At 71.0% G+C, this 26,672-nt stretch carries 23 protein-coding genes; 7 read left to right on the top strand and 16 right to left on the bottom strand.

Translation table 11 applies throughout. The features are described from left to right. Positions 1 to 17 precede the first annotated feature (17 nt). From ACIRJP_RS18585 to ACIRJP_RS18560, 6 genes are all read right to left on the bottom strand, one after another. Positions 18 to 1,121: an RNA polymerase sigma factor gene (locus ACIRJP_RS18585; RefSeq protein WP_404174862.1), complete on the bottom strand. Its 1,104-nt coding sequence runs from the start codon at positions 1,119 to 1,121 to the stop codon at positions 18 to 20. 204 nt (positions 1,122 to 1,325) lie between these two features. After that, positions 1,326 to 3,236 (bottom strand): DNA primase, encoded by a 1,911-nt coding sequence (dnaG, locus tag ACIRJP_RS18580; RefSeq protein WP_404174859.1) that lies wholly within the window; start codon positions 3,234 to 3,236, stop codon positions 1,326 to 1,328. A 106-nt stretch (positions 3,237 to 3,342) separates the two neighbouring features. After that, positions 3,343 to 4,602 (bottom strand): NAD(P)/FAD-dependent oxidoreductase, encoded by a 1,260-nt coding sequence (locus ACIRJP_RS18575; RefSeq protein WP_404174856.1) that lies wholly within the window; start codon positions 4,600 to 4,602, stop codon positions 3,343 to 3,345. Positions 4,603 to 4,694: 92 nt separating this feature from the next. After that, positions 4,695 to 6,035 (bottom strand): deoxyguanosinetriphosphate triphosphohydrolase, encoded by a 1,341-nt coding sequence (locus ACIRJP_RS18570; RefSeq protein WP_404174853.1) that lies wholly within the window; start codon positions 6,033 to 6,035, stop codon positions 4,695 to 4,697. A 65-nt stretch (positions 6,036 to 6,100) separates the two neighbouring features. Beyond that, complete coding sequence (locus ACIRJP_RS18565) at positions 6,101 to 6,328, bottom strand: hypothetical protein (protein ID WP_404174851.1); 228 nt, start codon at positions 6,326 to 6,328, stop codon at positions 6,101 to 6,103. A gap of 67 nt (positions 6,329 to 6,395) precedes the next feature. Continuing rightward, positions 6,396 to 7,193 carry a Cof-type HAD-IIB family hydrolase gene (locus ACIRJP_RS18560; RefSeq protein ID WP_404175284.1) on the bottom strand — a complete coding sequence of 266 codons (798 nt, stop codon included), beginning with the start codon at positions 7,191 to 7,193 and terminating at the stop codon, positions 6,396 to 6,398. 185 nt (positions 7,194 to 7,378) lie between these two features. On the opposite strand from ACIRJP_RS18560, the gene ACIRJP_RS18555 reads away from it, so the two are divergent. After that, positions 7,379 to 8,089, top strand: a complete 711-nt coding sequence (locus ACIRJP_RS18555) for a vancomycin high temperature exclusion protein (RefSeq protein WP_266733182.1) — start codon at positions 7,379 to 7,381, stop codon at positions 8,087 to 8,089. Between the two features lie 53 nt (positions 8,090 to 8,142). Here the strand turns inward: ACIRJP_RS18555 and cutA are convergent, their stop codons facing one another. Continuing rightward, positions 8,143 to 8,481, bottom strand: a complete 339-nt coding sequence (gene cutA, locus ACIRJP_RS18550) for a divalent-cation tolerance protein CutA (RefSeq protein WP_404174848.1) — start codon at positions 8,479 to 8,481, stop codon at positions 8,143 to 8,145. Positions 8,482 to 8,567: 86 nt separating this feature from the next. Then, positions 8,568 to 9,185: an NADPH-dependent FMN reductase gene (locus tag ACIRJP_RS18545; RefSeq protein WP_404174845.1), complete on the bottom strand. Its 618-nt coding sequence runs from the start codon at positions 9,183 to 9,185 to the stop codon at positions 8,568 to 8,570. Positions 9,186 to 9,271: 86 nt separating this feature from the next. Here ACIRJP_RS18545 and ACIRJP_RS18540 point away from each other — a divergent pair, with 86 nt between their 5' ends. The 3 genes from ACIRJP_RS18540 to ACIRJP_RS18530 all read left to right on the top strand — a co-directional run bounded on the left by ACIRJP_RS18540 (position 9,272) and on the right by ACIRJP_RS18530 (position 11,966). Continuing rightward, positions 9,272 to 10,072 (top strand): aminotransferase class IV family protein, encoded by an 801-nt coding sequence (locus ACIRJP_RS18540; RefSeq protein ID WP_404174842.1) that lies wholly within the window; start codon positions 9,272 to 9,274, stop codon positions 10,070 to 10,072. A 454-nt stretch (positions 10,073 to 10,526) separates the two neighbouring features. Further along, positions 10,527 to 11,243 carry a hypothetical protein gene (locus tag ACIRJP_RS18535; protein WP_404174839.1) on the top strand — a complete coding sequence of 239 codons (717 nt, stop codon included), beginning with the start codon at positions 10,527 to 10,529 and terminating at the stop codon, positions 11,241 to 11,243. 99 nt (positions 11,244 to 11,342) lie between these two features. Continuing rightward, positions 11,343 to 11,966 carry a class F sortase gene (locus ACIRJP_RS18530; RefSeq protein WP_404174836.1) on the top strand — a complete coding sequence of 208 codons (624 nt, stop codon included), beginning with the start codon at positions 11,343 to 11,345 and terminating at the stop codon, positions 11,964 to 11,966. A gap of 24 nt (positions 11,967 to 11,990) precedes the next feature. Here ACIRJP_RS18530 and ACIRJP_RS18525 read toward each other — a convergent pair whose 3' ends face one another. Beyond that, complete coding sequence (locus tag ACIRJP_RS18525) at positions 11,991 to 12,779, bottom strand: sulfite exporter TauE/SafE family protein (protein WP_404174833.1); 789 nt, start codon at positions 12,777 to 12,779, stop codon at positions 11,991 to 11,993. A gap of 175 nt (positions 12,780 to 12,954) precedes the next feature. Here ACIRJP_RS18525 and ACIRJP_RS18520 point away from each other — a divergent pair, with 175 nt between their 5' ends. After that, positions 12,955 to 13,884 carry an oxidoreductase gene (locus ACIRJP_RS18520; protein WP_404174831.1) on the top strand — a complete coding sequence of 310 codons (930 nt, stop codon included), beginning with the start codon at positions 12,955 to 12,957 and terminating at the stop codon, positions 13,882 to 13,884. A gap of 13 nt (positions 13,885 to 13,897) precedes the next feature. Here the strand turns inward: ACIRJP_RS18520 and ACIRJP_RS18515 are convergent, their stop codons facing one another. The 4 genes from ACIRJP_RS18515 to dusB form a co-directional block, all read right to left on the bottom strand. Further along, positions 13,898 to 14,305, bottom strand: a complete 408-nt coding sequence (locus tag ACIRJP_RS18515; protein WP_404174828.1) for a VOC family protein — start codon at positions 14,303 to 14,305, stop codon at positions 13,898 to 13,900. Between the two features lie 144 nt (positions 14,306 to 14,449). After that, positions 14,450 to 15,424 carry an ArsR/SmtB family transcription factor gene (locus ACIRJP_RS18510; RefSeq protein WP_404174825.1) on the bottom strand — a complete coding sequence of 325 codons (975 nt, stop codon included), beginning with the start codon at positions 15,422 to 15,424 and terminating at the stop codon, positions 14,450 to 14,452. A 536-nt stretch (positions 15,425 to 15,960) separates the two neighbouring features. Further along, a complete protein-coding gene (ppdK, locus tag ACIRJP_RS18505; protein WP_404174823.1) occupies positions 15,961 to 18,708 on the bottom strand; it encodes a pyruvate, phosphate dikinase in 2,748 nt (915 codons plus the stop codon). A gap of 599 nt (positions 18,709 to 19,307) precedes the next feature. Next, entirely contained in the window at positions 19,308 to 20,456 is a 1,149-nt protein-coding gene (dusB, locus tag ACIRJP_RS18500) for a tRNA dihydrouridine synthase DusB (protein ID WP_388655703.1), read from the bottom strand. Between the two features lie 70 nt (positions 20,457 to 20,526). On the opposite strand from dusB, the gene ACIRJP_RS18495 reads away from it, so the two are divergent. After that, on the top strand, positions 20,527 to 22,011 hold the full coding sequence (locus tag ACIRJP_RS18495; RefSeq protein WP_404174819.1) for an MFS transporter: 1,485 nt from the start codon (positions 20,527 to 20,529) through the stop codon (positions 22,009 to 22,011). On the opposite strand, the gene ACIRJP_RS18490 is transcribed toward ACIRJP_RS18495, so the two are convergent. Next, a complete protein-coding gene (locus tag ACIRJP_RS18490; RefSeq protein ID WP_404175281.1) occupies positions 21,984 to 22,883 on the bottom strand; it encodes a helix-turn-helix domain-containing protein in 900 nt (299 codons plus the stop codon). The genes ACIRJP_RS18495 and ACIRJP_RS18490 overlap by 28 nt on opposite strands. A 230-nt stretch (positions 22,884 to 23,113) precedes the next feature. Here ACIRJP_RS18490 and ACIRJP_RS18485 point away from each other — a divergent pair, with 230 nt between their 5' ends. Beyond that, entirely contained in the window at positions 23,114 to 24,535 is a 1,422-nt protein-coding gene (locus ACIRJP_RS18485) for an MFS transporter (RefSeq protein ID WP_404175278.1), read from the top strand. 144 nt (positions 24,536 to 24,679) lie between these two features. Here the strand turns inward: ACIRJP_RS18485 and ACIRJP_RS18480 are convergent, their stop codons facing one another. Together ACIRJP_RS18480 and ACIRJP_RS18475 are read right to left on the bottom strand one after the other, a co-directional pair. Continuing rightward, on the bottom strand, positions 24,680 to 24,916 hold the full coding sequence (locus tag ACIRJP_RS18480) for a DUF6243 family protein (protein WP_404174816.1): 237 nt from the start codon (positions 24,914 to 24,916) through the stop codon (positions 24,680 to 24,682). 239 nt (positions 24,917 to 25,155) lie between these two features. Beyond that, complete coding sequence (locus tag ACIRJP_RS18475; RefSeq protein WP_404174813.1) at positions 25,156 to 26,538, bottom strand: glycine--tRNA ligase; 1,383 nt, start codon at positions 26,536 to 26,538, stop codon at positions 25,156 to 25,158. Positions 26,539 to 26,672: the final 134 nt, after the last annotated feature.

Genomic DNA, 26,672 nt, shown 5'->3' with positions numbered 1-26,672 from the left:
TGCGGACCCTCACGGCGTCAGTCGAGGTAGCCGCGGAGCTGGTCGGCGAAGGCGTGGTCCCGCAGTTTGCTGAGGGTCTTGGACTCGATCTGGCGGATGCGTTCGCGGGTCACGCCGAAGATCCTGCCGATCTCCTCCAGGGTGCGGGGCCGTCCGTCGTCCAGCCCGTAGCGCAGCTGGACCACCTTCCGTTCGCGCTCGCCCAGGGTCGAGAGCACCGCTTCCAGGTGCTCGCGCAGCAGCAGGAACGCCGCGGACTCGACCGGGGACGCGGCGTCGCCGTCCTCGATCAGGTCGCCGAGGGCGATGTCCTCCTCCTCGCCGACCGGGGCGTGCAGCGAGACGGGTTCCTGGGCGAGCCGCAGGACTTCGCCGACCCGCTCCGGGGTGAGGTCGAGCTGGCCGGCGACCTCCTCCGCGGTCGGTTCGTAGCCGCGCTCCTGGAGCATCCGGCGCTGGAGGCGTACGACCCGGTTGATCAGCTCGACGACATGGACCGGGACCCGTATGGTCCGCGCCTGGTCGGCGAGGGCGCGGGACATGGCCTGGCGGATCCACCAGGTCGCGTACGTGGAGAACTTGTAGCCCCGGGCGTAGTCGAATTTCTCGACGGCCCTGATCAGCCCGAGGTTGCCCTCCTGGACCAGGTCGAGCATGGTCAGCCCGCGGCCGACGTAGCGCTTGGCGACGGAGACGACGAGGCGGAGGTTGGCCTCGATCAGGCGGCGTTTGGCCATCCTTCCCATGACGACGAGGCGGTCCAGGTCGACGGCCAGCCGGGTGTCCGGGTCGGGGGCGCTCGCGAGCCGTTCCTCGGCGAAGAGCCCGGCCTCGACACGGCGGGCGAGCTCCACCTCGTCGGCGGCGCTGAGCAGGGGTATCCGGCCGATCTCCCGCAGGTACTGGCGGAAGAGGTCGGAGGACGGACCGGCGGCCTCCGGGCGGCTCCTCGGCCCGGACTGCTCCGGCGCCCCGGGCAGCTCCTCCATGAGCACCTCGGGCGGGTCGGACGGCTCGTTCGGTATCGGCGGCTCCACCGCGCCCTCCGGATGGTGCACGGCCCGGTTCTGCGCGGGGACGGCCGAGACGTGCTCGGTTTTGGTCAGGGGCCGGGTCTGCACGGGGGCGACCTCCAGGTGATCGCTGCCGGACCGCGGGGATGGAGGACCACCGTTCGATGGGCCGGCCGCGCTCCGATGTCTCAGGCACCGCACCCCAGTGTGGGGTAAGACACATCGCTGCCACGAGGGGCGTGCGGGGACTTTCTGAGTCCGGTCCGTGACCGGCCGGTTACGCGGGGGCGCTCCCGCTGCGGGGCCGGCGCGTCAGAGCGCGTCGGCTCCGTTGTTGCGCAGGGACTGGGCGTACTGCTGGAGGACCCAGACCTCGTTCTGCGCCGCCGCGAGGTGGTCCGGGGCGACATTGCTGCCGAGGCGGGCGAGGCTGCCCTGTACGTCGTTGATCCGGCGGTCGACGGCGCGCAGCCGGACCTGGACGAGCTGCATGCCCGCGTAGGTCTCGTCGATGGTCTTGCCGTGGAAGACCTCGACGGCGAGCTCGGTGACCAGATTGCGCACCGTGTCGTTGGGCGCCGCGTCCAGGACCTGGACCAGGTAATCGCGGGTCTCGGGGACGCCCAGCTCGGCGCCGCCGGCCTCCGCGATGCACTGCCGGACGGCGGCGTACGGCGGGGCGGTGAACTCGTCGGCCCCGTAGGCGTCGAAGGCCGGGGAGACCAGGGCGGGCTTCTGCAGAGCGAGCTTGAGCAGCTCGCGCTCGGTGCGGTGGGCGGGGCTGCGGAGGTTGAGCGCGGGGCCGGAGGGGGCGGCGGGGGGCGCCTGGATCTGCTGGTGCCGGGGGCCGCCGCGGGAGGGGGTCTGGCCGGGGCCCCGCTGGTCGCCCCGCTCGCGGGCCCAGCGGGCGAGCTGCCCGACGCGCTTGACGACGAACTGGGTGTCCAGGATGCCGAGCATGCCGGCCAGCTGGACGGCGACCTCGTGCTGCGAGGAGCTGTTCTTGATCCGGGCGACGACGGGTGCCGCCTCGTCGAGCGCGGCGCCGCGGCCCGCCGGGGTCTCCAGGTCGTACCGGCCGACGATCTGGCGGAGCGCGAACTCGAAGAGCGGGGTGCGGGGTTCGACCAGGTCGCGGACCGCCTCGTCGCCCTTGACCAGGCGCAGGTCGCAGGGGTCCATGCCGTCCGGGGCGATCGCGATGTACGTCTCGGCGGCGAACTTCTGGTCGTCCTCGAAGGCGCGCAGGGCGGCCTTCTGCCCGGCCGCGTCACCGTCGAAGGTGAAGATCACCCGGGCGCTGCCGTTGTCCATCAGGAGCCGGCGCAGGATCTTGATGTGGTCGCCGCCGAAGGCCGTGCCGCAGGTGGCGATGGCGGTGGTGATCCCGGCGAGATGGCAGGCCATGACGTCGGTGTAGCCCTCGACGACCACGGCCCGGCTGGCCTTCGCGATGTCCTTCTTCGCCAGGTCGATGCCGTAGAGCACCTGGGACTTCTTGTAGATCGCGGTCTCGGGGGTGTTGAGGTACTTCGGTCCGTTGTCGTCGTCGCGCAGCTTGCGGGCGCCGAAGCCGACGACGTCGCCGGAGGTGTCGCTGATCGGCCACATCAGCCGGCCGCGGAAGCGGTCGATGGGGCCGCGCCTGCCGTCCTGGGAGAGTCCGGAGGCGATCAGCTCCTTGTCGCTGAAGCCCTGGCCGCGCAGGTAGCGGGTGAGGTGGTCCCAGCCGGCCGGGCTGTAGCCGACGCCGAAGTGGGCGGCGGCCGCCTGGTCGAAGCCGCGCTCGGCGAGGAACTTCCGGCCGATCTCGGCCTCGGGGCCGTCCAGCTGCTCGACGTAGAACCGGGCGGCCACCTTGTGTGCCTCGACCAGCCTGATGCGCTCGCCGCGCTGGTGGGAGGGGTTGTAGCCGCCCTCCTCGTACCGCAGGGTGATGCCCGCCTTGGCGGCGAGCCGCTCGACGACCTCCGCGAACGTCAGGTGGTCGATCTTCTGCACGAAGGCGATCGTGTCGCCGCCCTCCTGGCAGCCGAAGCAGTGGAAGAGACCCTTGCTCGGGCTGACCTGGAAGGAGGGGGACTTCTCGTCGTGGAACGGGCAGAGACCCTTGAGGTTGCCACCGCCCGCATTGCGCAGCTGGAGATACTCGGAAACGACGGCGTCGATCGGGACCGCGTCCCGTACCGCCTTCACATCGTCGTCATTGATCCTGCCTGCCACGGATGAAGTCTACGGGTGGGCTACGACAGCCGTGGAGCCCGCCGATGTGATCCGTGGAACCGGTGGGACCTCGCGGACCGGCCGGGTCGTCTTGTCCCGAAGCGGCTCAGCCAAGGGATTCCAGCGGCACCGAGGGGTCCGCCAGCGCGTCCGGGTCGATCTGCCGGCCGGACCGGATCAGCCCCTGCACGGTCTCGGTGACGTCCCACACGTTGACGTTCATCCCGGCCAGCACCCGGCGGTCCTTCAGCCAGAAGGCGATGAACTCCCGCTTCCCCGCGTCGCCCCGGATGACCACCTGGTCGTAGCTGCCCGGCGGCGCCCAGCCCGAGTATTCGAGGCCGAGGTCGTACTGGTCGGAGAAGAAGTACGGCACCCGGTCGTAGCTGACCTCCTGGCCGAGCATGGCGCGGGCCGCGGCCGGGCCGCTGTTCAGCGCGTTCGCCCAGTGCTCCACACGCAGCCGGATGCCGAGCAGCGGGTGCTCCACGTTGGCGACGTCACCGGCCGCGAAGATGTGCGGGTCGCTGGTGCGCAGCGAGGCGTCGACGGCGATGCCGCCGCCGACCGCGCGGGGGGCCATGGCGAGCCCGGCGGTCTCGGCGAGGGCGGTGCGGGGCGCGGCGCCGATCGCGGCGAGCACGGCGTGGGCGGGGTGCTCCTCGCCGTCTTCGGTGCGGACGGCGAGCACCAGGCCGTCCTGGCCGATGATCTCGGTGAGGCGGAGGCCGAAGTGGAAGCGGACCCCGTGGTCGCTGTGCAGATCGGTGAAGATCTGGCCCAGCTCGGGGCCGACGACCTGGTGCAGCGGGGTCGGCTCCGGTTCCACGACGGTGACCTCGGCGCCGTACCCGCGGGCCGCCGCCGCGACCTCCAGGCCGATCCAGCCGGCCCCGGCGATCACCAGATGGCCGTTGTCGCGGCCGAGTGCGGTGAGCACGTTGCGCAGCCGGTCGGCGTGGGCGAGGCGGCGCAGATGGTGGACGCCGGTCAGGTCCGTGCCCGGGACGGTGAGGCGGCGCGGCTCGGCTCCGGTGGCGAGCAGCAGTTTGTCGTAGTGGACGACGGTGCCGTCGCCGAGCTGTACGGCGCGGGCCTCCCGGTCGAGCGAGGTGACGGGCTGCCCCAGGTGCAGCTCGATCTCGGCGCCCGCGTACCAGGCGGTCTCGTGGACGAAGACGCTGTCCCGCTCCTCCTTGCCGGCGAGATAGCCCTTGGAGAGCGGAGGCCGTTCGTACGGGTGGTCGCGTTCGTCGCCGAGCAGGATCACCCGGCCGCTGAAACCCTCCGCCCGGAGCGTCTCGGCCGCCTTCGCTCCCGCCAGTCCTCCGCCCACGATGACGAACGTGCGATGTGCGTCGACCACTTGGTGCCTCCTCGGTGCTTGCTTCGCGGCGCCGCCAACTGCGAGCGTCCCGCACGCAGCGTGATGGCGAAAGAGGGTGTACCCCGATCAGGTCACACCCGGTGTCTGTGCTCCGTGAGCGACGCGTGCAGCGAGCGGGCCGAGGCGTCGGTCAGGGCGGCGATCTGGTCGACCAGGACCCGCTTGCGGGACCGGTCGTCGCGGGCGGCGTCGAACAGCGCCCGGAACTGCGGCTCCAGTCCCTCCGGGGCGCGGGCGGTCAGGGCGGCGGCCAGCTCGGCGATGACGATACGCTGGTCGGCGCGGATCGCCTCCTGCTCGGCGCGCTGCATGACGTAACGGTCGGCGACCGCCTTGAGTACCGCGCATTCGTTGCGGGCCTCGCGGGGGACGACCAGCTCGGCGGCGTACCGGCCGAGGCGGCCCGTGCCATGAGCCTGCCGGGTGCTGCTCTCGGCGGCAAGGCAGAACCGGCCGATCAGCTGGCTCGTCGTGTCCTTCAGCCGGGCCTGGGCGACGGCGGTTCCGTCGTAGCCGTGCGGCCACCAGTCCTGGGCGACGAGCCGGTCCAGCGCGTCGGCCAGCTCCTGGGGGTCGGTGTCCGCCGGGACGTAGCGGCCGATGGCCACCGCCCAGATCGCGTCCCGCTCCGGTTCGGCGTAGAGGCAGTCGGGGTCGATGTGCCCGGCGTGCAGCCCGTCCTCGAAGTCGTGCACGGAGTAGGCGACGTCGTCGGACCAGTCCATGACCTGGGCCTCGAAGCACTTGCGGTCCCTCGGTGCCCCCTTGCGGGCCCAGGCGAAGACCGGCAGGTCGTCTTCGTACACACCGAATTTCGGCGAGCCGGGGTCGGTGGGGTGCTCGCCGCGCGGCCACGGGTACTTGGTGGCGGCGTCCAGGGCGGCCCGGGTGAGGTTGAGCCCGACGCTGACCAGTTCGCCGATGCGGGTGTCGGGCACGAACCGCTTCGGTTCGAGTCTGGTCAGCAGCCGCAGCGACTGGGCGTTGCCCTCGAAGCCCCCGCAGTCCGACGCGAAGTCGTTGAGCGCCTGCTCGCCGTTGTGTCCGAACGGCGGGTGGCCCAGGTCGTGGGCGAGGCAGGCGGTCTCGACGAGGTCGGGGTCGCAGCCGAGTGCGGCCCCGAGCTCGCGGCCGACCTGGGCGCATTCGAGGGAGTGGGTGAGCCTGGTCCGGGGGCTGGCGTCCCAGGCGTGGCCGCGGGTGCCCGGGGTGACGACCTGGGTCTTCCCGGCGAGCCGCCGCAGCGCGGCGGAGTGCAGCACCCGGGCACGGTCGCGCTGGAACGCGGTGCGGCCCGGCCGTTTGTCCGGCTCGGTGTCCCAGCGCTCGGCGTCGGCCGCGCCGTAGGGGCCGGTGCCGTGGTCGTGCGTGCCGTGGTCGTGCGTGCCGTGCGTGCCGTGCGTGCCGTCCATGGTCCGACAGTAAACGGCCGGACCGACAAGAAGGCTCAGGCATGCGCCCGGAAAATGTCCGTTCATCAGGTTTTCACTGCAGGCGCTGTGGATACTGCGGATGCTGCGGACATGCTCTGAGAGCCGTCCGGTGGCCGGGACCCGGCCGGCTGGGCCGGTGCGGTCCTTCGGGTCCCGTTCCGCGTGACCAGTCCGAGCTGGGTGCCGAGCTGCGCGGTGATGCGGGTCAGCAGTTGCGCCGTGCTGTCGAGGGGCAGGGACTCCTGGGCCTGGGCCGGTGCCGGCTGCGTCATGGATCGATGGTGCGGGAGGGAGGTTGCCGCGCCGTTGCGAGCGGGTGACGGGTGGCGTGCCGCCGGGTCAGCGGGCGGGTCCGAAGAGCCGCTCGATGACGTCCGCGACCCCATCCTCCTCGTTGCTGAGCGTGTGCGTCGGCATCGCGGCCAGCACGCTCGGGTGGGCGTTGCCCATCGCGTAGCCGGTGCCGGCCCATTCGAGGACGGTCAGGTCGTTGGGCATGTCGCCGAAGGCGATGACCTCCGCGGCTTCGATGCCGCGCCCGGCGCACAGCACCGAAAGCGTGCCGGCCTTGGTGACGCCGGACGCGCTGATCTCCAGCAGTCCGCGCCCGCCGGAATGGGTGAGCTGCACCCCGTCGACCGCGCCCGCCTCGGCCGCCGCCAGCAGTGCGTCCGCGTCGAGCCGGTCCGACCAGGCGAGGAGCTTGGTGACGGGGGCATCGGCCAGCCACAGGTCCGCGAGCGCCGGTACGGGCAGCTCGGCACCGGCGTCCTCGGAGAGCCGCAGGCGGTAGGCCGGTTCGTACAGGATGTGGTTGCCGGTCTCCAGGGCGAAGCCGATCCCGGGCACTGCGGCGGCGAGCGCGGTGGCCACGCGGCGGGCGGTGGTGAGCGGCAGGGCGCGGGAGGAGACGACGGTGCGCGTCCCGATGTCGTAGACCATCGCCCCGTTGCTGCACACCGCCGTGCCCGCGAAGCCGGCGGCGTCGGCGAGCCGGTCGACGAACCTGGGCGGCCGGGCGGTGACGAGGACGATCTCCGCGCCGGCGCTCTCGGCGGTGCGCAGGGCGCGCAGGGTGCGGGGCGAGAGGGTGCCGTCGTTGCGCAGGAGGGTGCCGTCGAGATCGGAGGCGATCAGCCGTGGACGCAGCATTGGGCGATGGTATTGGCCGGACCGCCCGGCGGTCCGCGCGGCCCCGGACCGGTGGGGCCGGACCTGAGCGGCCGTGCGGCATTCGTCCCGCCTGTCGGAGAACTCTTTCGGCCTCCGGTTCGTCCGATCAAGTGGGACGACGGAGCACGGCACGGAAAGAGGGGGCTCCCATGCGGGTGAAGTGGCCGGGACGGCAGGTGCTCGGGCGGTTGCGGCCGCGGTGGCCGCGCACGCGGCGCGGGCAGCGGCGGGCCGTGCAGGGGGTGATGCTCGCGTGTGTGGCCGGGCTGGCGCCCATGACCTGGATGTACTCCGTCGCCGACGCCCGGGTCAGGACGACCGCGGACGCGCCCGCGCAGCAGGTGGCCGTGGTGTTCGGGGCGGGGCTCTGGCAGGGCCGGCCGTCGCCGTATCTCGCCAACCGTCTGAAGGCCGCCGCCGAGCTGTACCGGGACGGGAAAGTGAAGGTCGTGCTCGTGACCGGTGACAACAGCCGGAAGGAGTACGACGAGCCGGATGCCATGCGTACCTATCTCACGGAGCACGGGGTGCCGGACGAGCGGATCGTGAGCGACTTCGCGGGGTTCGACACCTGGGACTCGTGCGTGCGGGCCAAGAAGATCTTCGGGGTCGACCGCGCGGTGCTGGTGAGCCAGGGGTTCCACATCCGCCGGGCGATCGCCCTGTGCCGGACCGCGGGGATCGACGCGTACGGGGTCGGCGTGGACGCCAAGCACGACGCGACCTGGTACTACGGCGGCACCCGGGAGGTGTTCGCGGCAGGGAAGGCGGCGCTGGACGCCGTCTTCAAGCCCGATCCGCACTTCCTGGGGCCCCAGGAGACGGGGATCGGGGAGGCACTGGCGGCCGGGGAGCGGTAGGCCCGCAGCCCGGAAGGGGCCCTGGGCTGCGGCCGTCGGGCCCCGGGCCGGCCCTACAGCGAGGTGACCGGAGCGGTCTCGGCCGAGACCCAGGCGAGGTAGCGGGCGCTGCCCCGTACCACCGGGACCGCGATGATCTCCGGGGTCTCGTAGTCGTGCGCCGCCTCCAGATGGGCCTCCAGTTCGTCGTACCGCTCCGCTGCCGTCTTGAACAGCAGCTGCCACTCCTCGGTGGTCTCGATGGCGTTCTGCCAGCGGTAGACCGAGGTGACGGGCGCGGAGATCTGTACGCAGGCGGCGAGCCGCGCCTCCACCACGCCCTGCGCCAGGGCATGGGCCTTCTCCTCGCTGTCCGTCGTGGTCAGTACGGTCAGCCATGCCGGCGTCGTCACTTTCGGCTCCTGCGGGGTCGGGTGGCGGGGTGTCCCGGTACCCGTCGATTGTCGGGGACGTCGCGGCGCGGCGCAGCGCCCCCGGGTCAGGCGCCGTACGGGCGGAGGGCCTTGGCATCGCGCAGGGCGTGCCCCCACCAGACCAGCTGGTCGAGCAGCACCTTGGCCGCCGCGTCGCAGACCGCCGGGTCCCGGTGCCTGCCCTCGTCGTCGAACAGGGCGCCCGCGTTGTGGAAGGACACGGTCTCGCGGATGCCGACGGTGTGCAGCTCCGCGAAGACCTGCCGCAGGTGCTCGACGGCGCGCAGCCCGCCGGAGACCCCGCCGTACGAGACGAAGGCGACGGGTTTGGCCTGCCACTCGTCGCGGTGCCAGTCGATGAGGTTCTTCAAGGGGGCCGGGAACGAGTGATTGTACTCGGGGGTGACGACGACGAAACCGTCGGCCGACGCCAGCCTGGACGCGACGGCCGCGAGCCGGGCCTGCGCGTCGGCGTCGGGCCGGAAGGAGAGCGCGACCGGGAGGTCGAGTTCCGCGATGTCGATCAGATCGGTCTCGATGTCGGGTCGGGGGCCGGTGTGCGAGAGGAACCAGTCGGAGATGACGGGGGCGAACCGCCCCTCGCGGTTGCTGGCGAGGATGACCGCGACCTTCAGGGGCGCGGTGGACGACGAGGGCGAAGAGGATGCTGTGGTGAGGTCCATGCCGAAAGGCTCGTACGTCAACCGAGGTTGAGGTCAAGCGACTTCCGTCGGTCCGTACCGCCGGGCGTCGCGGCTACGGTGGAGGCATGGTGACTCTCCCGCCCGCGCCCTTCCCGTACGCCGAGTTCGACGGCCGTCCGGCCACCGAGGCGGACCTGCGGATTCCTGCCTTCCTCGGCTACGGCCATTTCACGGCCATGCAGGTCAGGGACGGAAAGGTACGCGGCCTCGATCTGCATCTGGCTCGGCTGGACGCCGCGAACCGGGAGCTGTTCGAGCGCCCGCTGGACGGGGAACGGGTTTGCGGGCTGGTCCGGCACGCGCTGGAGGGTGCCGGGGTGCGGGACGCCTCGGTCCGGGTTCACGGCTATCTGCCGCCGGGTGCCCCGGAGACGACCGTCATGGTCACGGTGCGCGGACCGGCCCGGAAGTCCGCCGAACCTCACGCCCTGATGTCCGTCCCGTACGCCCGTACCGTGCCGCACATCAAGCGGCCCGGGGAGTTCGGCCAGACGTACTACGCGCGGCTGGCCGCCCGCGCCGGGTTCGACGAGGCCCTGCTGACCGCGCCGGACGGCTCGGTGACGGAGGGTGCGATCACCAACGTCGGCTTCTGGGACGGCGCTTCGGTGATCTGGCCGGACGCACCGTGCCTGATCGGCATCACCATGGCACTGCTGGAGCGTGAACTGCCGGGCGCGGGGCTGGAGTCCTTACGGCGTCCGGTGACCCTGGACGGGCTGCGCGCGTTCCGGTCGGCGTTCCTCACCAACTCCCAGGGCATCGCGCCGGTCGGGCGGATCGACGACATGGAATTCGTGGTGGACGAGGAGCTCATGCGCCGGATCGGGCAGGCGTACGACGGCGCGCGGTGGGACACCGTCTGACGCGCCCCGGCCCCGGTGCGGTCGGCGACCGTACCGGGGCCGGGCCCCTGCTGTGCGCGAAAGGGCGCCATCCGCTTCCGGTTCGCTCCCCCGCTGCGCGAACCCGCCCTCACCGGGCCCGGGGGGATGGGTCCGGTGAGGGCGGCGGCCGGGGGCGGCCTTGCACGCCGTCCCGTGGGGGGTGAAAGACGTGTGCCCGACAGCCGCGAGGTCATGCGTGTGACGTGCGCCACTTCCCTCCGGACTCCGGTCACCCGATCGGCACCGGGCGGCAGAGGGCCGGCTCCACCTGCGCCGATCACCGCTGTGACCTGCACGATCACCTCTTGGCAAGAGGGCCACGCCGGTCCGTTCGAGTGAAAGCTGACTCGGTGTCAGCAGGCATGGGCGGCGGGCGGCCCGTTAGCTCAGGGGCAGGACACACCTACTCGTGCCATCGCCGGAGGAACCCCCCATGCGTCCTGTCCGCCTAGTGACCGGTACCGCCGCATCCGCGGTCACCATAGCCACGTTCGGCTTCCTCACCGCCGGCCCCTCCGCGCATGCGGACGAGGCCGGCGCGCAGCGGATCAGCTCGGCCGATGCCGTGTCGCGGGCCACCGGGGGTGAAGCCTCGGACGACGGGGCCTCGGGCGACGAGTCCGGGGCCGGGGCCGGGTCCGGTGCGGACACCCCGTTCAGCCTGGACAACCTCTCCAACCTCATCGCGCCCTCGCTGCTCGACTCCGCCGGCGGGTTCACCGCCCCGGGCGGGGACGAGGGCACGAAACGGAGCGAGGGAACGGACCAGGGCGAAGGCACGGACCGAGGCGAGAAAACGGACCAGGGCGAAGGCACCGACCGAGGCGAGAAAACGGACCAGGGCGAAGGCACCGACCGAGGCGACAGCTCCTCGTCCGGGCGCGAGAACTCGTCCTCGTCCGGGCACGACAGCTCCGGCGGACGCGAGAGCTGGCGCCCGTCCAAGGAAGGGGGCTCGGGCAAGCACGACGGCTCGTCCTCCGGGAACCGCCCCGATGGCCCCACCGGCCACGTCAAAACCGGAGTCGGCGGCAGCGTCCGGCCCGACACCACCCAGATCGCGGCGGGCGCCGGCGTTCTCGCCGCGACCGCCGTCGGCGGAGCCTGGCTCCTGCGTCGCCGGGCGAGCGGCACGCAGGCAGCCGGCTGACGGAGACGGATTCACGTCTCCGTACCGCCTGGTTTCCGTCCCGGTGGCCGCGCGCCACCGGGACGGGACCGTCCCCGTTCCATCACCCGGAGGACGACCGTGACCCAGAAGGCCAAGGGCTGGCAGCTGGCCATCGCAGCGCTGGCCGGCGTCTGGCTGATCAGCCATGGTGCCGGCGCCCAACTGGTCCCGCCCCGGCCGACCGCCGCCCAGGCGTTCACCGGCGGCCCGGAGCCCCAGCCGGGGTCACCGGTCGCCGAACCCCTGAAGCCTTCCGCCCCCGTGCGCATCCGCATCCCGAGCATCCGGGTGGACGCCCCGGTGATGCGTCTCGGCCTGGGGGCGGACGGCAGTCTCGACGTGCCCCCGGCCGGCAACCGCAACATCGTCGGCTGGTACCGGGACGGCACTCCCCCGGGCTCCAAGGGCAGCGCGATCGTCGCCGGCCATGTGGACGACGCGCAGGGCCGGTCGGTCTTCTACGACCTGGGTGCCCTGCAGAAGGGCAGCACGGTCGAGGTGGTCCGCCAGGACGGGCGCACCGCCGTCTTCTCCCTGGACGCGATCGAGGTCTACGACAACAAGGACTTCCCCGACAAGCGGGTGTACGGCGCCGCCTCCTTCGCCTCGCTGCGGCTGATCACCTGCGGCGGCGGCTTCTCGAAGGAGACGGGGTACGAGGGCAATGTGGTGGCGTACGCGCATCTGACCGCCGTCCGCTGAACCCGGCGGCCGGGCACGGGCCGTTCAGGCGGTCCACTGGTCGAAGCCCAGCTTCGCGACCAGCGAGAACACCACGACCAGCAGCACGCCGCGGACGAACTCGCTGCCCTTGCGCAGCGCCATCCGCGCCCCGATGAGCCCGCCCGCCAGGTTGAACACCGCCATCAGCGCGGCCAGTTGCCACAGCACGCTGCCCTGGTAGGCGAACATCGCCAGCGCGCCGCCGTTGGTGCAGACGTTGACGATCTTGGCGGTGGCGGACGCCGTCACCAGGTCGAGGTGGAGCACCGCGGTCAGCGCCAGCACCAGGAACGTGCCCGTGCCGGGGCCGAACAGCCCGTCGTAGAAGCCGATTCCGCCACCGACCAGCACGATCGCGGTGACGGTGCGGGCCCGGGTGACCCGCTGCCGCGCACCGTCGTCCGTGTCCTTGCCGAACGAGGGCCGCAGCATCACGAACGCCGCGACGGCCAGCAGCACCACCATGATCACCGGCCGGAGCACCTCGCTGCTGATCCCGGCGGCGAAGAACGCGCCGGCCATCGATCCGGCCAGCGCCGCGAGCCCGATCCGCAGCGCGGTCCCGATCCTCACCGGTGCCTTGCGTACGTACGTCACGGCCGCCCCCGACGTACCGACGATCGCGACCGCCTTGTTGGTGCCGAGCACCTGCGCGGCCGGGACGTGCGGCAGGCCGAGCAGCAGCGCGGGCAGCAGAAGCAGTCCGCCACCGCCGACCACCGCGTCGATCCAGCCCGCCGCGGCCGCCGCGAGACAGAGGATGATCAGAGTGGTGAGCGCTATGTCCGGCATGATCACGACCTTATGGACACGATCTGCGCGGCGTCCAACATCCTCGGCCGGATCACGGAAAAGTTGAGCGACTCCTGAGGTTCACGCCCCCCCCCGTACCGCCGGTGCGCACCCACCCCGGATCCGGACCGGACCGACCGGTCCGGGCGGCACACCGCGGTCGTACGCTGGGCCCATGAGCCACGGCTGGAGCGCGAACGACATCCCGGACCAGAGCGGCCGTACGGCCGTGGTCACCGGAGCCAACAGCGGCATCGGTCTGCACACCGCGCGGGAGCTGGCCCGGCACGGAGCGCGGGTCCTGCTCGCCTGCCGTGACGAGGCGCGGGGGAAAGAGGCCGAGTCCCGTATCCGGAAGGCCGTGACCGGCGCGGACGTGGCGTTCGTACCGCTCGATCTGGCCGATCTGGGCTCGGTGCGCGAGTTCGCCGCGACCCGTGCGCCCGAGCGGATCGATCTGCTGATCAACAACGCGGGCGTGATGGCCCTCCCGTACGGGACGACGGCCGACGGCTTCGAGAGGCAGTTCGGCATCAACCACCTGGGGCACTTCGCCCTGACAGGGCTGCTGCTCCCCCGCCTCCTCGACACCCCCGGGGCGCGTGTGGTGACCGTCTCCAGCGGGATGCACGCGCTGTCCGACATCGACATGGGGGATCTCAACAGCGAGCGCGACTACCGCCGCTGGATCGCCTACGGCCGCTCGAAGACCGCCAATCTGCTCTTCGTCCACGAGCTGGCGCGACGGCTCACGAAGGCGGGCTCCCGGCTGGTGGCGGCCGCCGCGCACCCGGGATACGCGTCGACCAACCTTCAGTCCGCCGCGGCCCGGATGGAGAACCGGCGGGCGGTGGAGCGGTTCTTCGAGCTGGGCAACCGGATCATCGCCCAGCCCGCTTCGGCCGGTGCGCTGCCCACGCTGTGCGCGGCCACCGCACCCGGCGTGCACCCCGATTCGTTCACCGGGCCGGGGCTGCTGGGCTGGCGCGGCGCCCCGGCCCCGTCCTGGCGTGCGGGCTGGACCCGGGACGACGTCACGAGCGAGCGGCTCTGGATGGCGTCCGAGCAGCTCACCGGTGTGACGTATCCGGGCCTCGCCCCCTGATGCCAGGTCGGCTCTACTGGGCCTTCACGGCGGCCGGGTCCATCCACATGACCTCCCAGATGTGGTTGTTCGGGTCCTGGAAGGAACGGCCATACATGTGGCCGAAGTCCACCGGCTCGTTGGCGGGCGAGCCGCCGGAGGCGAGGGCGGTGTCGACCAGCTCATCCACCTTCTCCCGGCTCTCTGCGCTCAGGGCGAGGATCACCTCGGTGGACTTGGAGGCGTCGGTGATCTCCTTCTTGGTGAACTCCTTGAAGCGCGGCTCGGTGAGGAGCATCGCGAAGATGGTGTCGCTGATGACGAGACATGCGGTGTTCTCGTCGGTGAACTGCGGGTTGCACGAGAAGCCCAGCTTGCCGAAGAAGGACTTGGTCGCTTCGAGGTCCTTGACCGGCAGGTTGACGAAGATCATCTGAGGCATGGCCGCTTCGCTCTCTGTTGTTCGAACGTGTACGACAGGTAGACGGCGGTGCGTCGCGGAACTCATCGCCGCCCGGACAAGAATTTTCGCCGCTCCGGCGCCCGTCCGCCTGCCGTCGCGTCCGACCGCCGTCGCCCGCCCGGCTCAGGACAGCGCCAGCGGGGCGCCGCCGCGGAGCAGCGATCCGCCCAGCGGCGTCAGCGTGTGCAGGACCGAGCCGCCGTGCCGCAGGGTGTGTATGAGGCCCGCCTCACGCAGCACACAGGCGTGCTGGCTCGCCGAGGCGAGGGACACCCCGGCCCGCAGCGCGAGCTCACTCGTCGTACAGCCGTTTCCTATGGCGCCCAGGACCGTCGACCGGGTGCTGCCGAGGAGCCGGCCGAGCCACGGTCCCGGTTCGGCGAAGACCGGGGCGCGGGAGTGGGTGGCCGGGTATACGAGGACCGGCGGGAGCCCCGGGTCGCGGTAGACGACGGGGGTGACGCGGCAGAAGAAGGACGGCTGGAGCAGCAGGCCCCGCCCGTCCAGATGGACGTCCCGGTCGACGGGGTAGTCCGCCTCCAGCACGGGGGCCCGCCAGCGGATCATCGGCGGGAGGGAGGCGAGCAGTTCGTGCGCGCCGCCGTTCAGGAGGGCGCGGCCCCGTACGGCGCGGTCGGCCTCGACGCTGGCCCGGATGTGCGGCCAGTACGGCTCGATGGCGGCACGGTGGTAGTTGCGCAGCGCGTCGACGAGGCGGCCGAGCGGTTCGGCGCGGCCGTCCGGGGAGAGGCACGCGTCGCGGCGTTCGGCGCCGAGCAGCGCGAGTTCGGCCCGGACGCGGCCGGGCGGAGTCTCGCGCAATGCCTGCATTCCCGCATCGATTCCGTACGGCTCTCCGCATTCCTGAGAGGGCGTCAGGAAATCCGGGAAATAGCCGCGCGGTGGAATCACGGCGGACAGCAGACGTACTTCACCATTCAACCGAGGCCGGGTTTCCGTACGCCATTTCCCGAACACCGCGGAACCGCGCCGGTCCCGCAGCCGGTGGAAACTCAGAGCGGTTTCCCACAGCGCGTCGGGCCGGGTGGCCATCCGCATCCTGGAAAGGTCCACTCCGGACATATGGATACGCAGCACCGGTCCCCCACCTGTTGCACCTGCAATTACCCCACCCCAGGGTAGGTGATCCGTAACAGCACGTCACCACGGGGTTTCGGCCAGAGGTGAAACGACTCGCACCCGCACACCGTGAACCGAAAAGCTGTACGGCGTCGGGCACGAATCCGGCGCCACCGGAAGGGTGAGTGAAGGCCGTGGGGGGTTTCGCTCACCCGGCGGCGGTGGACGACGGTGCGGCTCCGTGCCCGATGGGGTAACCCGGGTGCGGCCCATGGATGGGGATCCATGGGCCGCATCCCGGTCCGTCCCCGGCCCGTTCCGGGCCCGCTCTTTGCGTATTGAACGAACTCTGCGTAATGCGCGAAGAAACACGAAGAAAAAGGCACAACGCCGCACAACGATTTCCCCAGAACGGAACGGGACGGCGGCACCCCGGCACAGGGTGCCGCCGTCCTCGGGCGTTCCGGAGTTGCCGTCGAGCCGGTGAGGGTCGTGCCTGGCCGACGGCGGTTCCGGGTCAAAGGGTCATGCGGTCAGGGGCGTCCGGTGCCGGTTCAGCGGCTGTCGCTGCCGGTCGAAGCCGCCGCCGCACGGCCCGCTTCGAGCCGGGCCACGGGGATGCGGAACGGGGAGCAGGACACGTAGTCCAGACCCACCTCGTGGAAGAAGTGCACCGACTCCGGGTCTCCGCCGTGCTCGCCGCAGATGCCGAGCTTCAGGTCCGGACGGGTGGCCCGGCCGGCCTCGACGGCGCTGCGGACCAGCGAGCCGACGCCGTCCTTGTCGATCGTCTCGAACGGCGACACCCCGAAGATGCCCTTCTCCAGGTACGCGGTGAAGAAGGAGGCCTCCACGTCGTCGCGGGAGAAGCCCCACACCGTCTGGGTCAGGTCGTTCGTACCGAAGGAGAAGAACTGCGCGGCCTCGGCGATCTGACCCGCGGTCAGCGCGGCGCGCGGCAGCTCGATCATCGTGCCGATGGTGAGCTTCAGCCGGGTGCCGGTGGCGGCTTCGACCTCGGCGATGACCTGGTCGGCCTCCTCGCGGACGATCTCCAGCTCCTGGACCGTACCGACGAGCGGGATCATGATCTCGGCGCGCGGGTCGCCCTTGGCGTTCTTGCGCTCGGCCGCGGCCTCGGCGATCGCCCGTACCTGCATGGCGAACAGGCCGGGGATGACGAGCCCGAGGCGCACACCGCGCAGACCGAGCATCGGGTTCTGCTCGTGCAGCTTGTGCACGGCCTGGAGCAGGCGCAGATCGTTCTCGTTGGCGTCCTTGCGGGACTCGGCGAGCGCGACCCGTACCGAGAGCTCGGTGATGTCGGGCAGGAACTCGTGCAGCGGCGGGTCGAGCAGCCGTACGGTGACGGGCAGTCCGTCCATCGCCTCGAACAGCTCGATGAAGTCGGCCTTCTGGAGCGGGAGCAGCTCCTCCAGCGCGGTCTCGCGCTCGGCGTCCGTGTCCGCGAGGATCAGCTTCTCGACCATCTCGCGGCGCTCGCCGAGGAACATGTGCTCGGTGCGGCACAGGCCGATGCCCTGGGCGCCGAAGCGGCGGGCCCGCAGCGCGTCCTCGGCGTTGTCGGCGTTGGCCCGCACCCGCAGCCGGCGCACCCGGTCCGCGTACGCCATGATCCGGTGCACGGCGGCGACCAGCTCGTCGGCGTCGTCGGCACCGGCGTGCATCCGGCCCTCGAAGTACTCGACGACCGGGGACGGCACGACAGGGACCTCACCGAGGTACACCTTGCCGGTGGAGCCGTCGATGGAGACGACGTCGCCCTCCTCGATGACCCGGCCGCCCACCGTCATCCGGCGGCGCTTGGTGTCGACCTCCAGGTCCTCGGCGCCGCAGACACAGGTCTTGCCCATGCCTCGGGCGACGACGGCCGCGTGCGAGGTCTTGCCGCCGCGCGAGGTCAGGATGCCCTCGGCCGCGATCATGCCGTCGAGGTCGTCGGGGTTGGTCTCACGGCGGATCAGGATGACCTTCTCGCCGGACCGGGACCACTTGACCGCGGTGTACGAGTCGAAGACGGCCTTGCCGACCGCGGCGCCCGGCGAGGCGGCGATGCCGCGGCCCAGCAGCTCGGTCTTCGCGTCGTCGTCGAAGCGCGGGAACATCAGCTGCGCCAGCTGCGCACCGTTGACCCGCTGGAGCGCCTCGGCCTCGTCGATCAGGCCCTGGTCGACGAGCTGGGTGGCGATACGGAACGCGGCACCGGCGGTGCGCTTGCCGACCCGGGTCTGGAGCATCCACAGCTGGCCGCGCTCGATGGTGAACTCGATGTCGCAGAGATCCTTGTAGTGGGTCTCCAGCGTCTCCATGATCTGCATCAGCTGGTCGTACGACTTCTTGTCGATCGACTCCAGCTCGGCGAGCGGCACCGTGTTGCGGATACCGGCGACGACGTCCTCGCCCTGCGCGTTCTGCAGGTAGTCGCCGTACACGCCCTGGTGGCCGCTGGCCGGATCACGGGTGAACGCGACGCCCGTACCGGAGTCGGGGCCGAGGTTGCCGAAGACCATCGAGCAGACGTTGACGGCCGTGCCCAGGTCGCCGGGGATGCGCTCCTGGCGGCGGTAGAGCTTGGCCCGGTCGGTGTTCCACGAGTCGAAGACGGCCTTTATGGCCAGGTCCATCTGCTCGCGCGGGTCCTGCGGGAAGTCGCGTCCGGCGTCCCTGGCGACGATCTTCTTGAACTGCTTGACCAGCTTCTTCAGGTCCGACGCGTCGAGGTCGACGTCGACGGTGACGCCCTTGGCCTCCTTCGCCGCCTCCAGCGCCTCCTCGAAGAGGTCGCCGTCGACACCGAGGACGGTCTTGCCGAACATCTGGATGAGGCGGCGGTAGGAGTCCCACGCGAACCGCTCGTCGCCGGCCTGGGCGGTGAGACCGACCACGGACTCGTCGGAGAGGCCGATGTTGAGGACCGTGTCCATCATGCCGGGCATCGAGAACTTCGCACCGGAGCGGACGGAGACCAGCAGCGGGTCGTCGGCCTGGCCGAGCTTCTTGCCCATCCGCGCTTCGAGGGCGTCGAGGTGCGCGCTGACCTCGGCACGGAGCGCGGTCGGCTCCTCGCCGCTTTCGAGGTAGACCTTGCATGCCTCGGTGGTGATGGTGAATCCCGGAGGGACGGGAAGCCCGAGGTTGGTCATCTCGGCGAGGTTCGCGCCCTTGCCGCCGAGGAGATCCTTCAGATCCTTGTTGCCCTCGGTGAAGTCATAAACGAACTTCTCGCCCTTGAGCTCCGGGGTTTCCGGGGTGGCTACCTGGGGATCTTTGGTTTTCGACACGGGTCTCGACTCCTCGAGGACGCGGTGGCTGCCCTGACGGCGAGGAACATACCCAGATCGAAGGTGGCTGGGTACGTCCACTTGCGCGTCACGTGGCCTCAACCACCCGTCCGCCAGCAGATCGAAAGTGACGGGACCTGTAGTCCGATCAGTAGTATTCATTCACTTCTTAAACACATAGACACCGAGAGTCATCAATATCCGTCATTCTGATGACACTGCGCAGTGGAAGCATCGATTGATCAAAATGGAGGCCCCTGGCACCCAGTGCCATCATTTGAGAAATGCAGCCCTCAAAATTTCGCTCATCTGAGCGCACGAGCCCTCAGGGTGGCGAGAATCACTCCGCGATCGGCGCTCAGATGTCACCATCCGGACTCCCGATCGGCGACTGCGCGTCACGCCATGATCACCGAGGCCCACTCGGGGTGGGGCGGAGTCACCACACGACGCCCGTTTCCGACTCGTTCGGGCCACCTGTCGACCGAACCGTCAGCGAATCCGGCCGAATACAACGCCAGAACGCGCTCAGATGAGCGAGGCAAAAGAAGAGGCACGCGGTGCCTATGGCGCCGCGTGCCCACAAAGGCCGAAAGGCCTCAGCCGCCCGAGGTGTCCAGCTCCGCGTCCGGGCTCACGCCCGCGCAGTCGTACGGGTCCTTCAGCCAGCCGTCCGGCAGCACCACGCGGTTGTTGCCCGAGGTGCGCCCGCGCGGCCCGTCCGCGCCGTCCGGCCACGGCTGGTCCAGGTCCAGCTCCTGCAACTGCCCGCCGAGCTCCTCCAGCGACGAGGTGACCGCGAGCTTCTTGCGCATCTCCGAGCCGACCGCGAAGCCCTTCAGGTACCAGGCGACGTGCTTGCGGAAATCGATCACACCGCGCGTCTCGTCGCCGATCCACTCCCCCAGCAGCGTCGCGTGGCGCAGCATCACGTCGGCGACCTGCCGCAGCCCCGGCGCCTGACGCGCCTGCGAGCCCTCGAACTCGCTCACCAGGTCGCCGAAGAGCCAGGGACGGCCCAGACAGCCGCGGCCCACGACCACACCGTCGCAGCCGGTCTCGCGCATCATCCGGCGGGCGTCGTCCGCGCACCAGATGTCGCCGTTGCCGAGGACGGGAATCTCCGGGACGTGCTCCTTGAGCCGGGCGATGGCGTCCCAGTCGGCGGTGCCGCCGTAATGCTGGGCGGCCGTCCTGCCGTGCAGGGCGACGGCCGTGACGCCCTCCTCGACCGCTATCCGGCCCGCGTCCAGATAGGTCATGTGGTCGTCGTCGATACCCTTGCGCATCTTGATCGTGACCGGCAGCTCACCCGCGTTGGAGACCGCCTGGTTGAGGATCGCGCGCAGCAGCGGCCGCTTGTACGGGAGCGCCGAGCCGCCGCCCTTGCGGGTCACCTTGGGGACCGGGCAGCCGAAGTTCAGGTCGATGTGGTCGGCGAGGTTCTCGTCGACGATCATCCGGACGGCCTTGCCGACGGTGACCGGGTCCACCCCGTACAGCTGGATCGAACGCGGGGTCTCGCTCGCGTCGAAGTGGATCAGCTGCATGGTCTTCTCGTTGCGCTCGACCAGCGCCCGCGTGGTGATCATCTCGCTGACGAACAGCCCCTTGCCGCCGGAGAACTCCCGGCACAGGGTGCGGAACGGGGCGTTGGTGATGCCGGCCATGGGGGCGAGCACCACCGGCGGCTGCACCGTGTGCGGGCCGATCCGGAGCAGGGGAAGAGACGGGGCGAGCGTGGTCATTGCTCCATTGTCGCGTACCGGGCGGGTCTCCCCGGCAGCGGAGTTCGTTAGTTAACCGTACTATCCATGTATGCCCGAGCTCAGTCGTCGCCGACGGCAGTTGGTACTGGCGATCTGCTGCATGAGTCTGCTGATCGTCAGTCTCGACAACACCGTGCTCAATGTCGCCCTGCCGTCCATGCAGAAGGAACTGCACGCCACCGTCGCGGGCATGCAGTGGACGATCGACGCCTACACCCTGGTCCTGGCCTCGCTGCTGATGCTCGCGGGCTCCACCGCCGACCGGATCGGGCGCCGGAAGGTCTTCAAGACCGGGCTCCTCCTGTTCACCCTCGGTTCGCTGCTCTGCTCCCTGGCGCCGAACCTGGAGTCGCTGGTGGCGTTCCGGATGGTGCAGGCGGTGGGCGGCTCGATGCTCAACCCGGTCGCGATGTCGATCATCACCAACACCTTCACCGACCCGCGCGAGCGGGCCCGCGCCATCGGGGTGTGGGGCGGTGTCGTCGGCATCTCCATGGCCGCGGGACCGGTGGTCGGCGGTCTGCTGGTGGACTCGGTGGGCTGGCGGTCGATCTTCTGGATCAACCTGCCGGTCGGTCTGGCCGCGCTCCTGCTCACCTGGCGCTACGTCCCCGAGTCCCGCGCCCCGAAGCCGCGCCGCCCCGACCCGGTGGGACAGCTGCTGGTGATCGGGCTGCTCGGTTCGCTGACGTACGCGATCATCGAGGCGCCCTCGCAGGGCTGGGACTCACCGCTGATCCTGCTGTTCGCCGCGCTCGCCGGATGTTCGCTGACCGGCCTGCTGCTGTACGAGCCCCGGCGCACCGAGCCCCTCATCGAGCTGCGGTTCTTCCGCAGCGCCCCGTTCAGCGGCGCCACGGTCATAGCGGTCAGCGCCTTCGCCGCGCTGAGCGGATTCCTCTTCCTCAACACCCTGTACCTGCAGAACGTGCGCGGGCTGAGCGCGCTGCACGCCGGTCTCTACATGCTGCCGATGGCGGCGCTCACCTTCGTCTGCGCGCCGCTGTCCGGGCGGCTCGTCGGCAGCCGCGGGCCCCGGCTCCCGCTGCTCGTGGCGGGCGTGGCCATGACGGCGTGCGGGCTGCTGTTCGCCGCGTTCGACGCGGAGACGGACAACGTCCTGCTGTTCACCGGCTATGTGCTCTTCGGCCTCGGTTTCGGCATGGTGAACGCGCCGATCACCAACACGGCCGTCTCCGGGATGCCGCGCTCGCAGGCCGGGGTGGCGGCCGCGGTGGCCTCGACCAGCCGGCAGATCGGCGGGACGCTCGGGGTCGCCGTGATCGGTGCGGTGCTGGCGGCGGGGGTGGCCGGCACCGGGTCGCCGCGCGGCGCCGCATACGCCGAGGCCTTCGTGGAGGCGAGCAAGCCCGCCTGGTGGATCCTCGCCGGGTGCGGGCTGTCCGTCCTGCTGGTGGGCGCGCTGACGAGCGGGCACTGGGCGCGGGAGACGGCGCGCCGGACCGCCGAACGGCTGGAGCGGCCGACGGACGCCCCGGCCGGAGGTCAGACGTCGGCGAGCTCCAGGGCCTGAAGCCGCTCCAGGCGCTCCCGTGTTTCCTCGTCGGCGGGGGCGTACGTCACCATGCGCGGCCCGCTCGACGGGCCGAGCCACAGGTCGGTGTGTTCCAGGCGCAGCAGTCCGACGTGGGCGTTGCGGAAGATCTTGGTCCGGCTGCCCGCGCCCACCACCTCGTGCCGGGCCCAGAGCTCCCGGAACTCCGCGGACGACTCCTCCAGCCGCCCCAGGAGCGCCTTCCAGGCGGGCTCGGCCAGATGCTCGGCCATCGCCCTGCGGAACTTGGCGGCCATCAGCCGGTTCACCTCGGGGAGGTCGACGACGGAGGAGCGCCACTGCTCGTTGGTGTAGGCGAGGATCATGCAGTTGCGGTCCTCGGGGGCGACCGCGTCCAGGTCGCAGAGCAGCCTGCCGTAGGTCCGGTTGTACGCGAGGATGTCGTAGCGGCTGTTCTGGACGCAGGCCGGGATGGGGTCCAGCTGCCGCAGCATCTGGCGCAGCGCCGGGGTCACGCTCGGGCAGTCCGCCCCCGGTGACGGGTCGACGGCGCCTGCGAGCGAGAAGAGGTGGCCGCGTTCGCTGCGGTCGAGCAGCAGGGCGCGGGCCAGCGCGTCGAGCACCTGGGGCGAGACCTGGATGTCGCGGGCCTGTTCCAGCCAGGTGTACCAGGTGACGCCCACGGCGGAGAGCTGGGCGACCTCCTCGCGGCGCAGGCCGGGGGTGCGCCTGCGGCGGCCCCGGGGCAGGCCGACCTGTTCGGGGGTGATCCGCTCGCGGCGGCTGCGCAGGAAGTTCGCGAGTTCGTGCCGCCGGACGTCCGGCTCGGAGGGGTCCCGCCGCCCCGGGATCCCGGGCACCACGCGTACCTCGGGCAGTTCGCCCACCATCGTCGCCATGCCTCCAGCCTGCCGGGCCGCCCGGCGCTCTGCCAGGTGCTCCTGGTACCAGGATAAAGACACTCTGGTACCAGGCTGGGACTGCGGCGATTCTCGATGACGTGAGTGAATCAACTGTCGCGAACGGATCAACCGTGCGGACTGCCGCGAGTCGATCGACTGCGCGGACCGCCGTGAGCGAATCGTCCGTGCGGACGCAGACGGCCACCGGCGCCGACGCCGTGGTGCGGCACGACCACCCGGCCCCGGTGCTCGGCACGCTCGGGCTGTTCACCGTGCTGCTCGGGGCGGCACTGCCGCTCATCGACTTCTTCATCGTCAACGTCGCCCTGCCCGCGATCGACCACGATCTGGACGCGGGCCCCGCCCTGCTCGAACTGGTCGTCGCGGGCTACGGCCTCGCCTACGCCGTGCTGCTCGTCCTCGGCGGCCGGCTCGGCGACATGGCCGGGCGGCGCCGGCTCTTCCTGCTTGGCATCGCCGCCTTCGGCATCACCTCGCTCGCCTGCGGGCTCGCCCCGGACGCCTGGACGCTCGTGGGGGCGCGGGTGGCGCAGGGCGCGGCGGCCGCGCTGATGCTGCCGCAGGTGCTCGCCACGATCCAGGCAGCCACCTCGGGAGAGCGGCGGGCCCGTGCGATGGGCCTGTACGGGGCGACGGGCGGGCTCTCCATGGTCGCGGGCCAGATCCTCGGCGGTGTCCTCGTCGCCGCCGCGCCGCTGTCGTCGGTGTTCGGCGAGAGCGCGGGCTGGCGTTCGGTGTTCCTGGTGAACGTTCCGGTGGCGGCGATGGGGCTGGTGCTGGCCGCCCGCGCCGTGCCGGAGACCCGCTCCCAGCGGCCCGCGCCGATCGACGTACCGGGCACGCTGCTGCTGGCCGTGTCGCTGGTGACGCTGCTCGCCCCGCTGACGGAGGGGCGTGCCGCGGGCTGGCCGGTGTGGACCTGGGTCTCGCTGGCCCTGTTCCCGTTCGCCGCGTACGCCTTCTACCGGGTCGAGCGGCGGGCCGACCGCCGCGGGCTGACCCCGCTGGTACCGCCGAGCCTGCTGCGGCTGGAGTCGCTGCGCCGCGGGCTGGCGCTGGTGGTGCCGTTCTCGATCGGCTTCGGCGGCTTCATGTTCGTCATCGCGGTGGCCCTCCAGCAGGGGCTCGAACTGGGTCCGGCCGCGGCCGGGCTGTCGATGGCGCCGATGGCGGTGGCGTTCTTCGTGGCGTCGTTGGCCGGACCGCGGCTGATCCTGCGGTACGGCAGCCGGGTCGTGACGGCCGGAGGGCTGATCCAGGCGGTGGGGGTGCTGGTGCTGGTGCTCACCGTGTGGCGCGAGTGGTCCGGTCTCGGGGCGCTGGGGCTGCTGCCGGGGGTCGCGATCGCGGGGTTCGGGCAGGGGCTCCAGCTGCCCGTCCTGTTCCGGATCGTGCTCTCCGACGTACCGGCCGCGCGGGCCGGGGTGGGCGGCGGGGTGATGACGACGACTCAGCAGGCCGCGCTGGCCCTGGGGGTGGCCACGCTCGGCACGCTGTTCCTCGCCCTGGTCCCGGGCGCGGGCATGCGGGACGCGCTGGCCGTGACGCTGCTGGTGCAGCTGGCCGCGGTGGTGCTGACGACGCTGCTCAGTCTGCGGCTGCCGCGCAGCGTGGCGTGAGCACGGGGCGGCGACGGGGCGCGGACAGGGGCGTGGGCCCGGATCACGAGGTGATCCGGGCCCACAGTCGTACGGATGGTGAGGCGGCGTCGGCTCCCCGAGGAGGCATCAATTCCCTGAGGAGACATCAGCTCCGAGCGAGTGTCAGCTCTGGGCCGGGGCGTCCTGCCCGGGCGCGTCCGCGGCGCCGTCCGCCGGGGCCGCCTGAGGGGCGGCGGGGGACTGCGCGCGCTCACGCATCTTGCGCAGCAGCTCCTGCTTCTGGTCGGCCGCCGCCTTGCGGTCGGTGGTGCGGGCAGCGCCCACGCCCTGCTGATCGGCGCGGGACAGCTTCTTGCGCTGTCCGCCCACACCGAGAAGGTTGTTACGGCTCTTGGCCATGGCGTTCTCCCGTTCGTATGGCGAAGTGAGGTCTGAATCGACCTTGATCGGTCCGGGGGGCGGCGGGTGGTCGGACCCGCCGCGCGCTCACTCGTAGATCTGGAAGAACGAATACATGCCGGAACCGTACCCCGGCCCGGTCGGCCGTCGCACCCGTTTTTCGCCCGGCCGGGCGCGGGCACGGCGAAGCCCCCGGTTCCGAACGGGCGACCGGGGGCTTCGTCGGTACGAGCGATACGTCAGCAGCCGAGCAGGCGGGCGCCGAGGTAGGCCTGGATCTGGTCCAGGGAGACGCGCTCCTGCTTCATGGTGTCGCGCTCGCGCACGGTCACCGCGTTGTCGTCGAGGGTGTCGAAGTCGACGGTGACGCAGTACGGCGTACCGATCTCGTCCTGGCGGCGGTAGCGGCGGCCGATGGCGCCCGCGTCGTCGAACTCGATGTTCCAGTTCTTCCGCAGGTCGGTCGCGAGGCCCTTGGCCTTCGGCGACAGCTGCGGGTTGCGGGACAGCGGCAGGACGGCGACCTTGACCGGCGCGAGGCGCGGGTCGAGACGCATCACGGTGCGCTTCTCCATGACGCCCTTGGCGTTGGGCGCCTCGTCCTCGATGTAGGCGTCGAGGAGGAAGGCGAGCATCGCCCGGCCGACACCGGCCGCCGGCTCGATGACGTACGGCGTCCAGCGCTCGCCGGCCTCCTGGTCGAAGAAGGACAGGTCGGTGCCCGAGGCCTTGGAGTGCGCCTTGAGGTCGTAGTCCGTACGGTTGGCGACGCCCTCCAGCTCGCCCCACTCGCTGCCGCCGAAGCGGAAGCGGTACTCGATGTCGGCGGTGCGCTTGGAGTAGTGGGAGAGCTTCTCCTTCGGGTGCTCGAACCAGCGCATGTTCTCCTCGCGCATGCCGAGGTCCGTGTACCAGTTCCAGCGCTGGTCCATCCAGTACTGCTGCCACTCCTCGTCCTCGCCCGGCTTGACGAAGAACTCCATCTCCATCTGCTCGAACTCGCGGGTGCGGAAGATGAAGTTGCCCGGAGTGATCTCGTTCCGGAAGGACTTGCCCATCTGGGCGATGCCGAACGGCGGCTTCTTGCGCGAGGTCTGCAGCACCTGGCCGAAGTTGGTGAAGATGCCCTGGGCGGTCTCGGGGCGCAGATAGGCGACCGAGCCGGAGTCCTGGGTCGGGCCGAGGTGGGTGGAGAGCAGGCCCGAGAACTGCTTGGGCTCGGTGAAGGTGCCCTTGTTGCCGCAGTTGGGGCAGTTGAGCTCGGTCAGGCCGTTCGCGGGCGCGTGGCCGTGCTTCTCCTCGTACGCCTCTTCCAGGTGGTCGGCGCGGAAGCGCTTGTGGCAGGAGGTGCACTCGGTCAGCGGGTCCGTGAACGTGGCGACGTGACCGGAGGCGGACCAGACCTCGGGGGCGAGGATGACCGACGAGTCGAGACCGACCACGTCCTCGCGCGAGGTGACCATGTAGCGCCACCACTGGCGCTTGAGGTTCTCCTTCATCTCGACGCCCAGCGGCCCGTAGTCCCAGGCGGCGCGCTGGCCGCCGTAGATCTCACTGCACGGGTAGACGAAGCCACGGCGCTTGCTCAGGCTGACGATGGAGTCGATCTTGTCGGCGGCCACGGTGCTCTCTTCATTACGACGAAATTGGACAGGGGCGGCGCGAAGCGCCTCAGTGGGGGGTGGTGGTCGGGAGACGGGCGGGCGAATGCTTCAGATTACCGGCGGGCACGGCCCCTGGATCAAATCGGTATCGG

The organism is Streptomyces sp. NPDC102437 (genome assembly GCF_044765565.1).
In the GTDB taxonomy this organism is placed as follows: Bacteria; Actinomycetota; Actinomycetes; order Streptomycetales; family Streptomycetaceae; genus Streptomyces.
The sequence above is the reverse complement of the archived record's forward strand: the minus strand, read 5'-3'. Positions and strand labels throughout refer to the sequence as shown.

Excerpts from the sequence above, each read along its gene's own strand:
- ACIRJP_RS18490 (WP_404175281.1), bottom strand. The coding sequence starts at position 22,883 with ATGGTGGGCGAACTGCCCGAGGTACGCGTGGTGCCCGGGATCCCGGGG.
- ACIRJP_RS18545 (WP_404174845.1), bottom strand. The coding sequence starts at position 9,185 with ATGGACCTCACCACAGCATCCTCTTCGCCCTCGTCGTCCACCGCGCCC.
- ACIRJP_RS18480 (WP_404174816.1), bottom strand. The coding sequence starts at position 24,916 with ATGGCCAAGAGCCGTAACAACCTTCTCGGTGTGGGCGGACAGCGCAAG.
- ACIRJP_RS18570 (WP_404174853.1), bottom strand. The coding sequence starts at position 6,035 with ATGGACGGCACGCACGGCACGCACGGCACGCACGACCACGGCACGCAC.
- ACIRJP_RS18495 (WP_404174819.1), top strand. The coding sequence starts at position 20,527 with ATGCCCGAGCTCAGTCGTCGCCGACGGCAGTTGGTACTGGCGATCTGC.
- ACIRJP_RS18565 (WP_404174851.1), bottom strand. The coding sequence starts at position 6,328 with ATGACGCAGCCGGCACCGGCCCAGGCCCAGGAGTCCCTGCCCCTCGAC.
- ACIRJP_RS18555 (WP_266733182.1), top strand. The coding sequence starts at position 7,379 with ATGCGGGTGAAGTGGCCGGGACGGCAGGTGCTCGGGCGGTTGCGGCCG.
- ACIRJP_RS18515 (WP_404174828.1), bottom strand. The coding sequence starts at position 14,305 with ATGCCTCAGATGATCTTCGTCAACCTGCCGGTCAAGGACCTCGAAGCG.
- ACIRJP_RS18525 (WP_404174833.1), bottom strand. The coding sequence starts at position 12,779 with ATGCCGGACATAGCGCTCACCACTCTGATCATCCTCTGTCTCGCGGCG.
- ACIRJP_RS18540 (WP_404174842.1), top strand. The coding sequence starts at position 9,272 with ATGGTGACTCTCCCGCCCGCGCCCTTCCCGTACGCCGAGTTCGACGGC.
- ACIRJP_RS18535 (WP_404174839.1), top strand. The coding sequence starts at position 10,527 with ATGCGTCCTGTCCGCCTAGTGACCGGTACCGCCGCATCCGCGGTCACC.
- dusB (WP_388655703.1), bottom strand. The coding sequence starts at position 20,456 with ATGACCACGCTCGCCCCGTCTCTTCCCCTGCTCCGGATCGGCCCGCAC.
- ACIRJP_RS18520 (WP_404174831.1), top strand. The coding sequence starts at position 12,955 with ATGAGCCACGGCTGGAGCGCGAACGACATCCCGGACCAGAGCGGCCGT.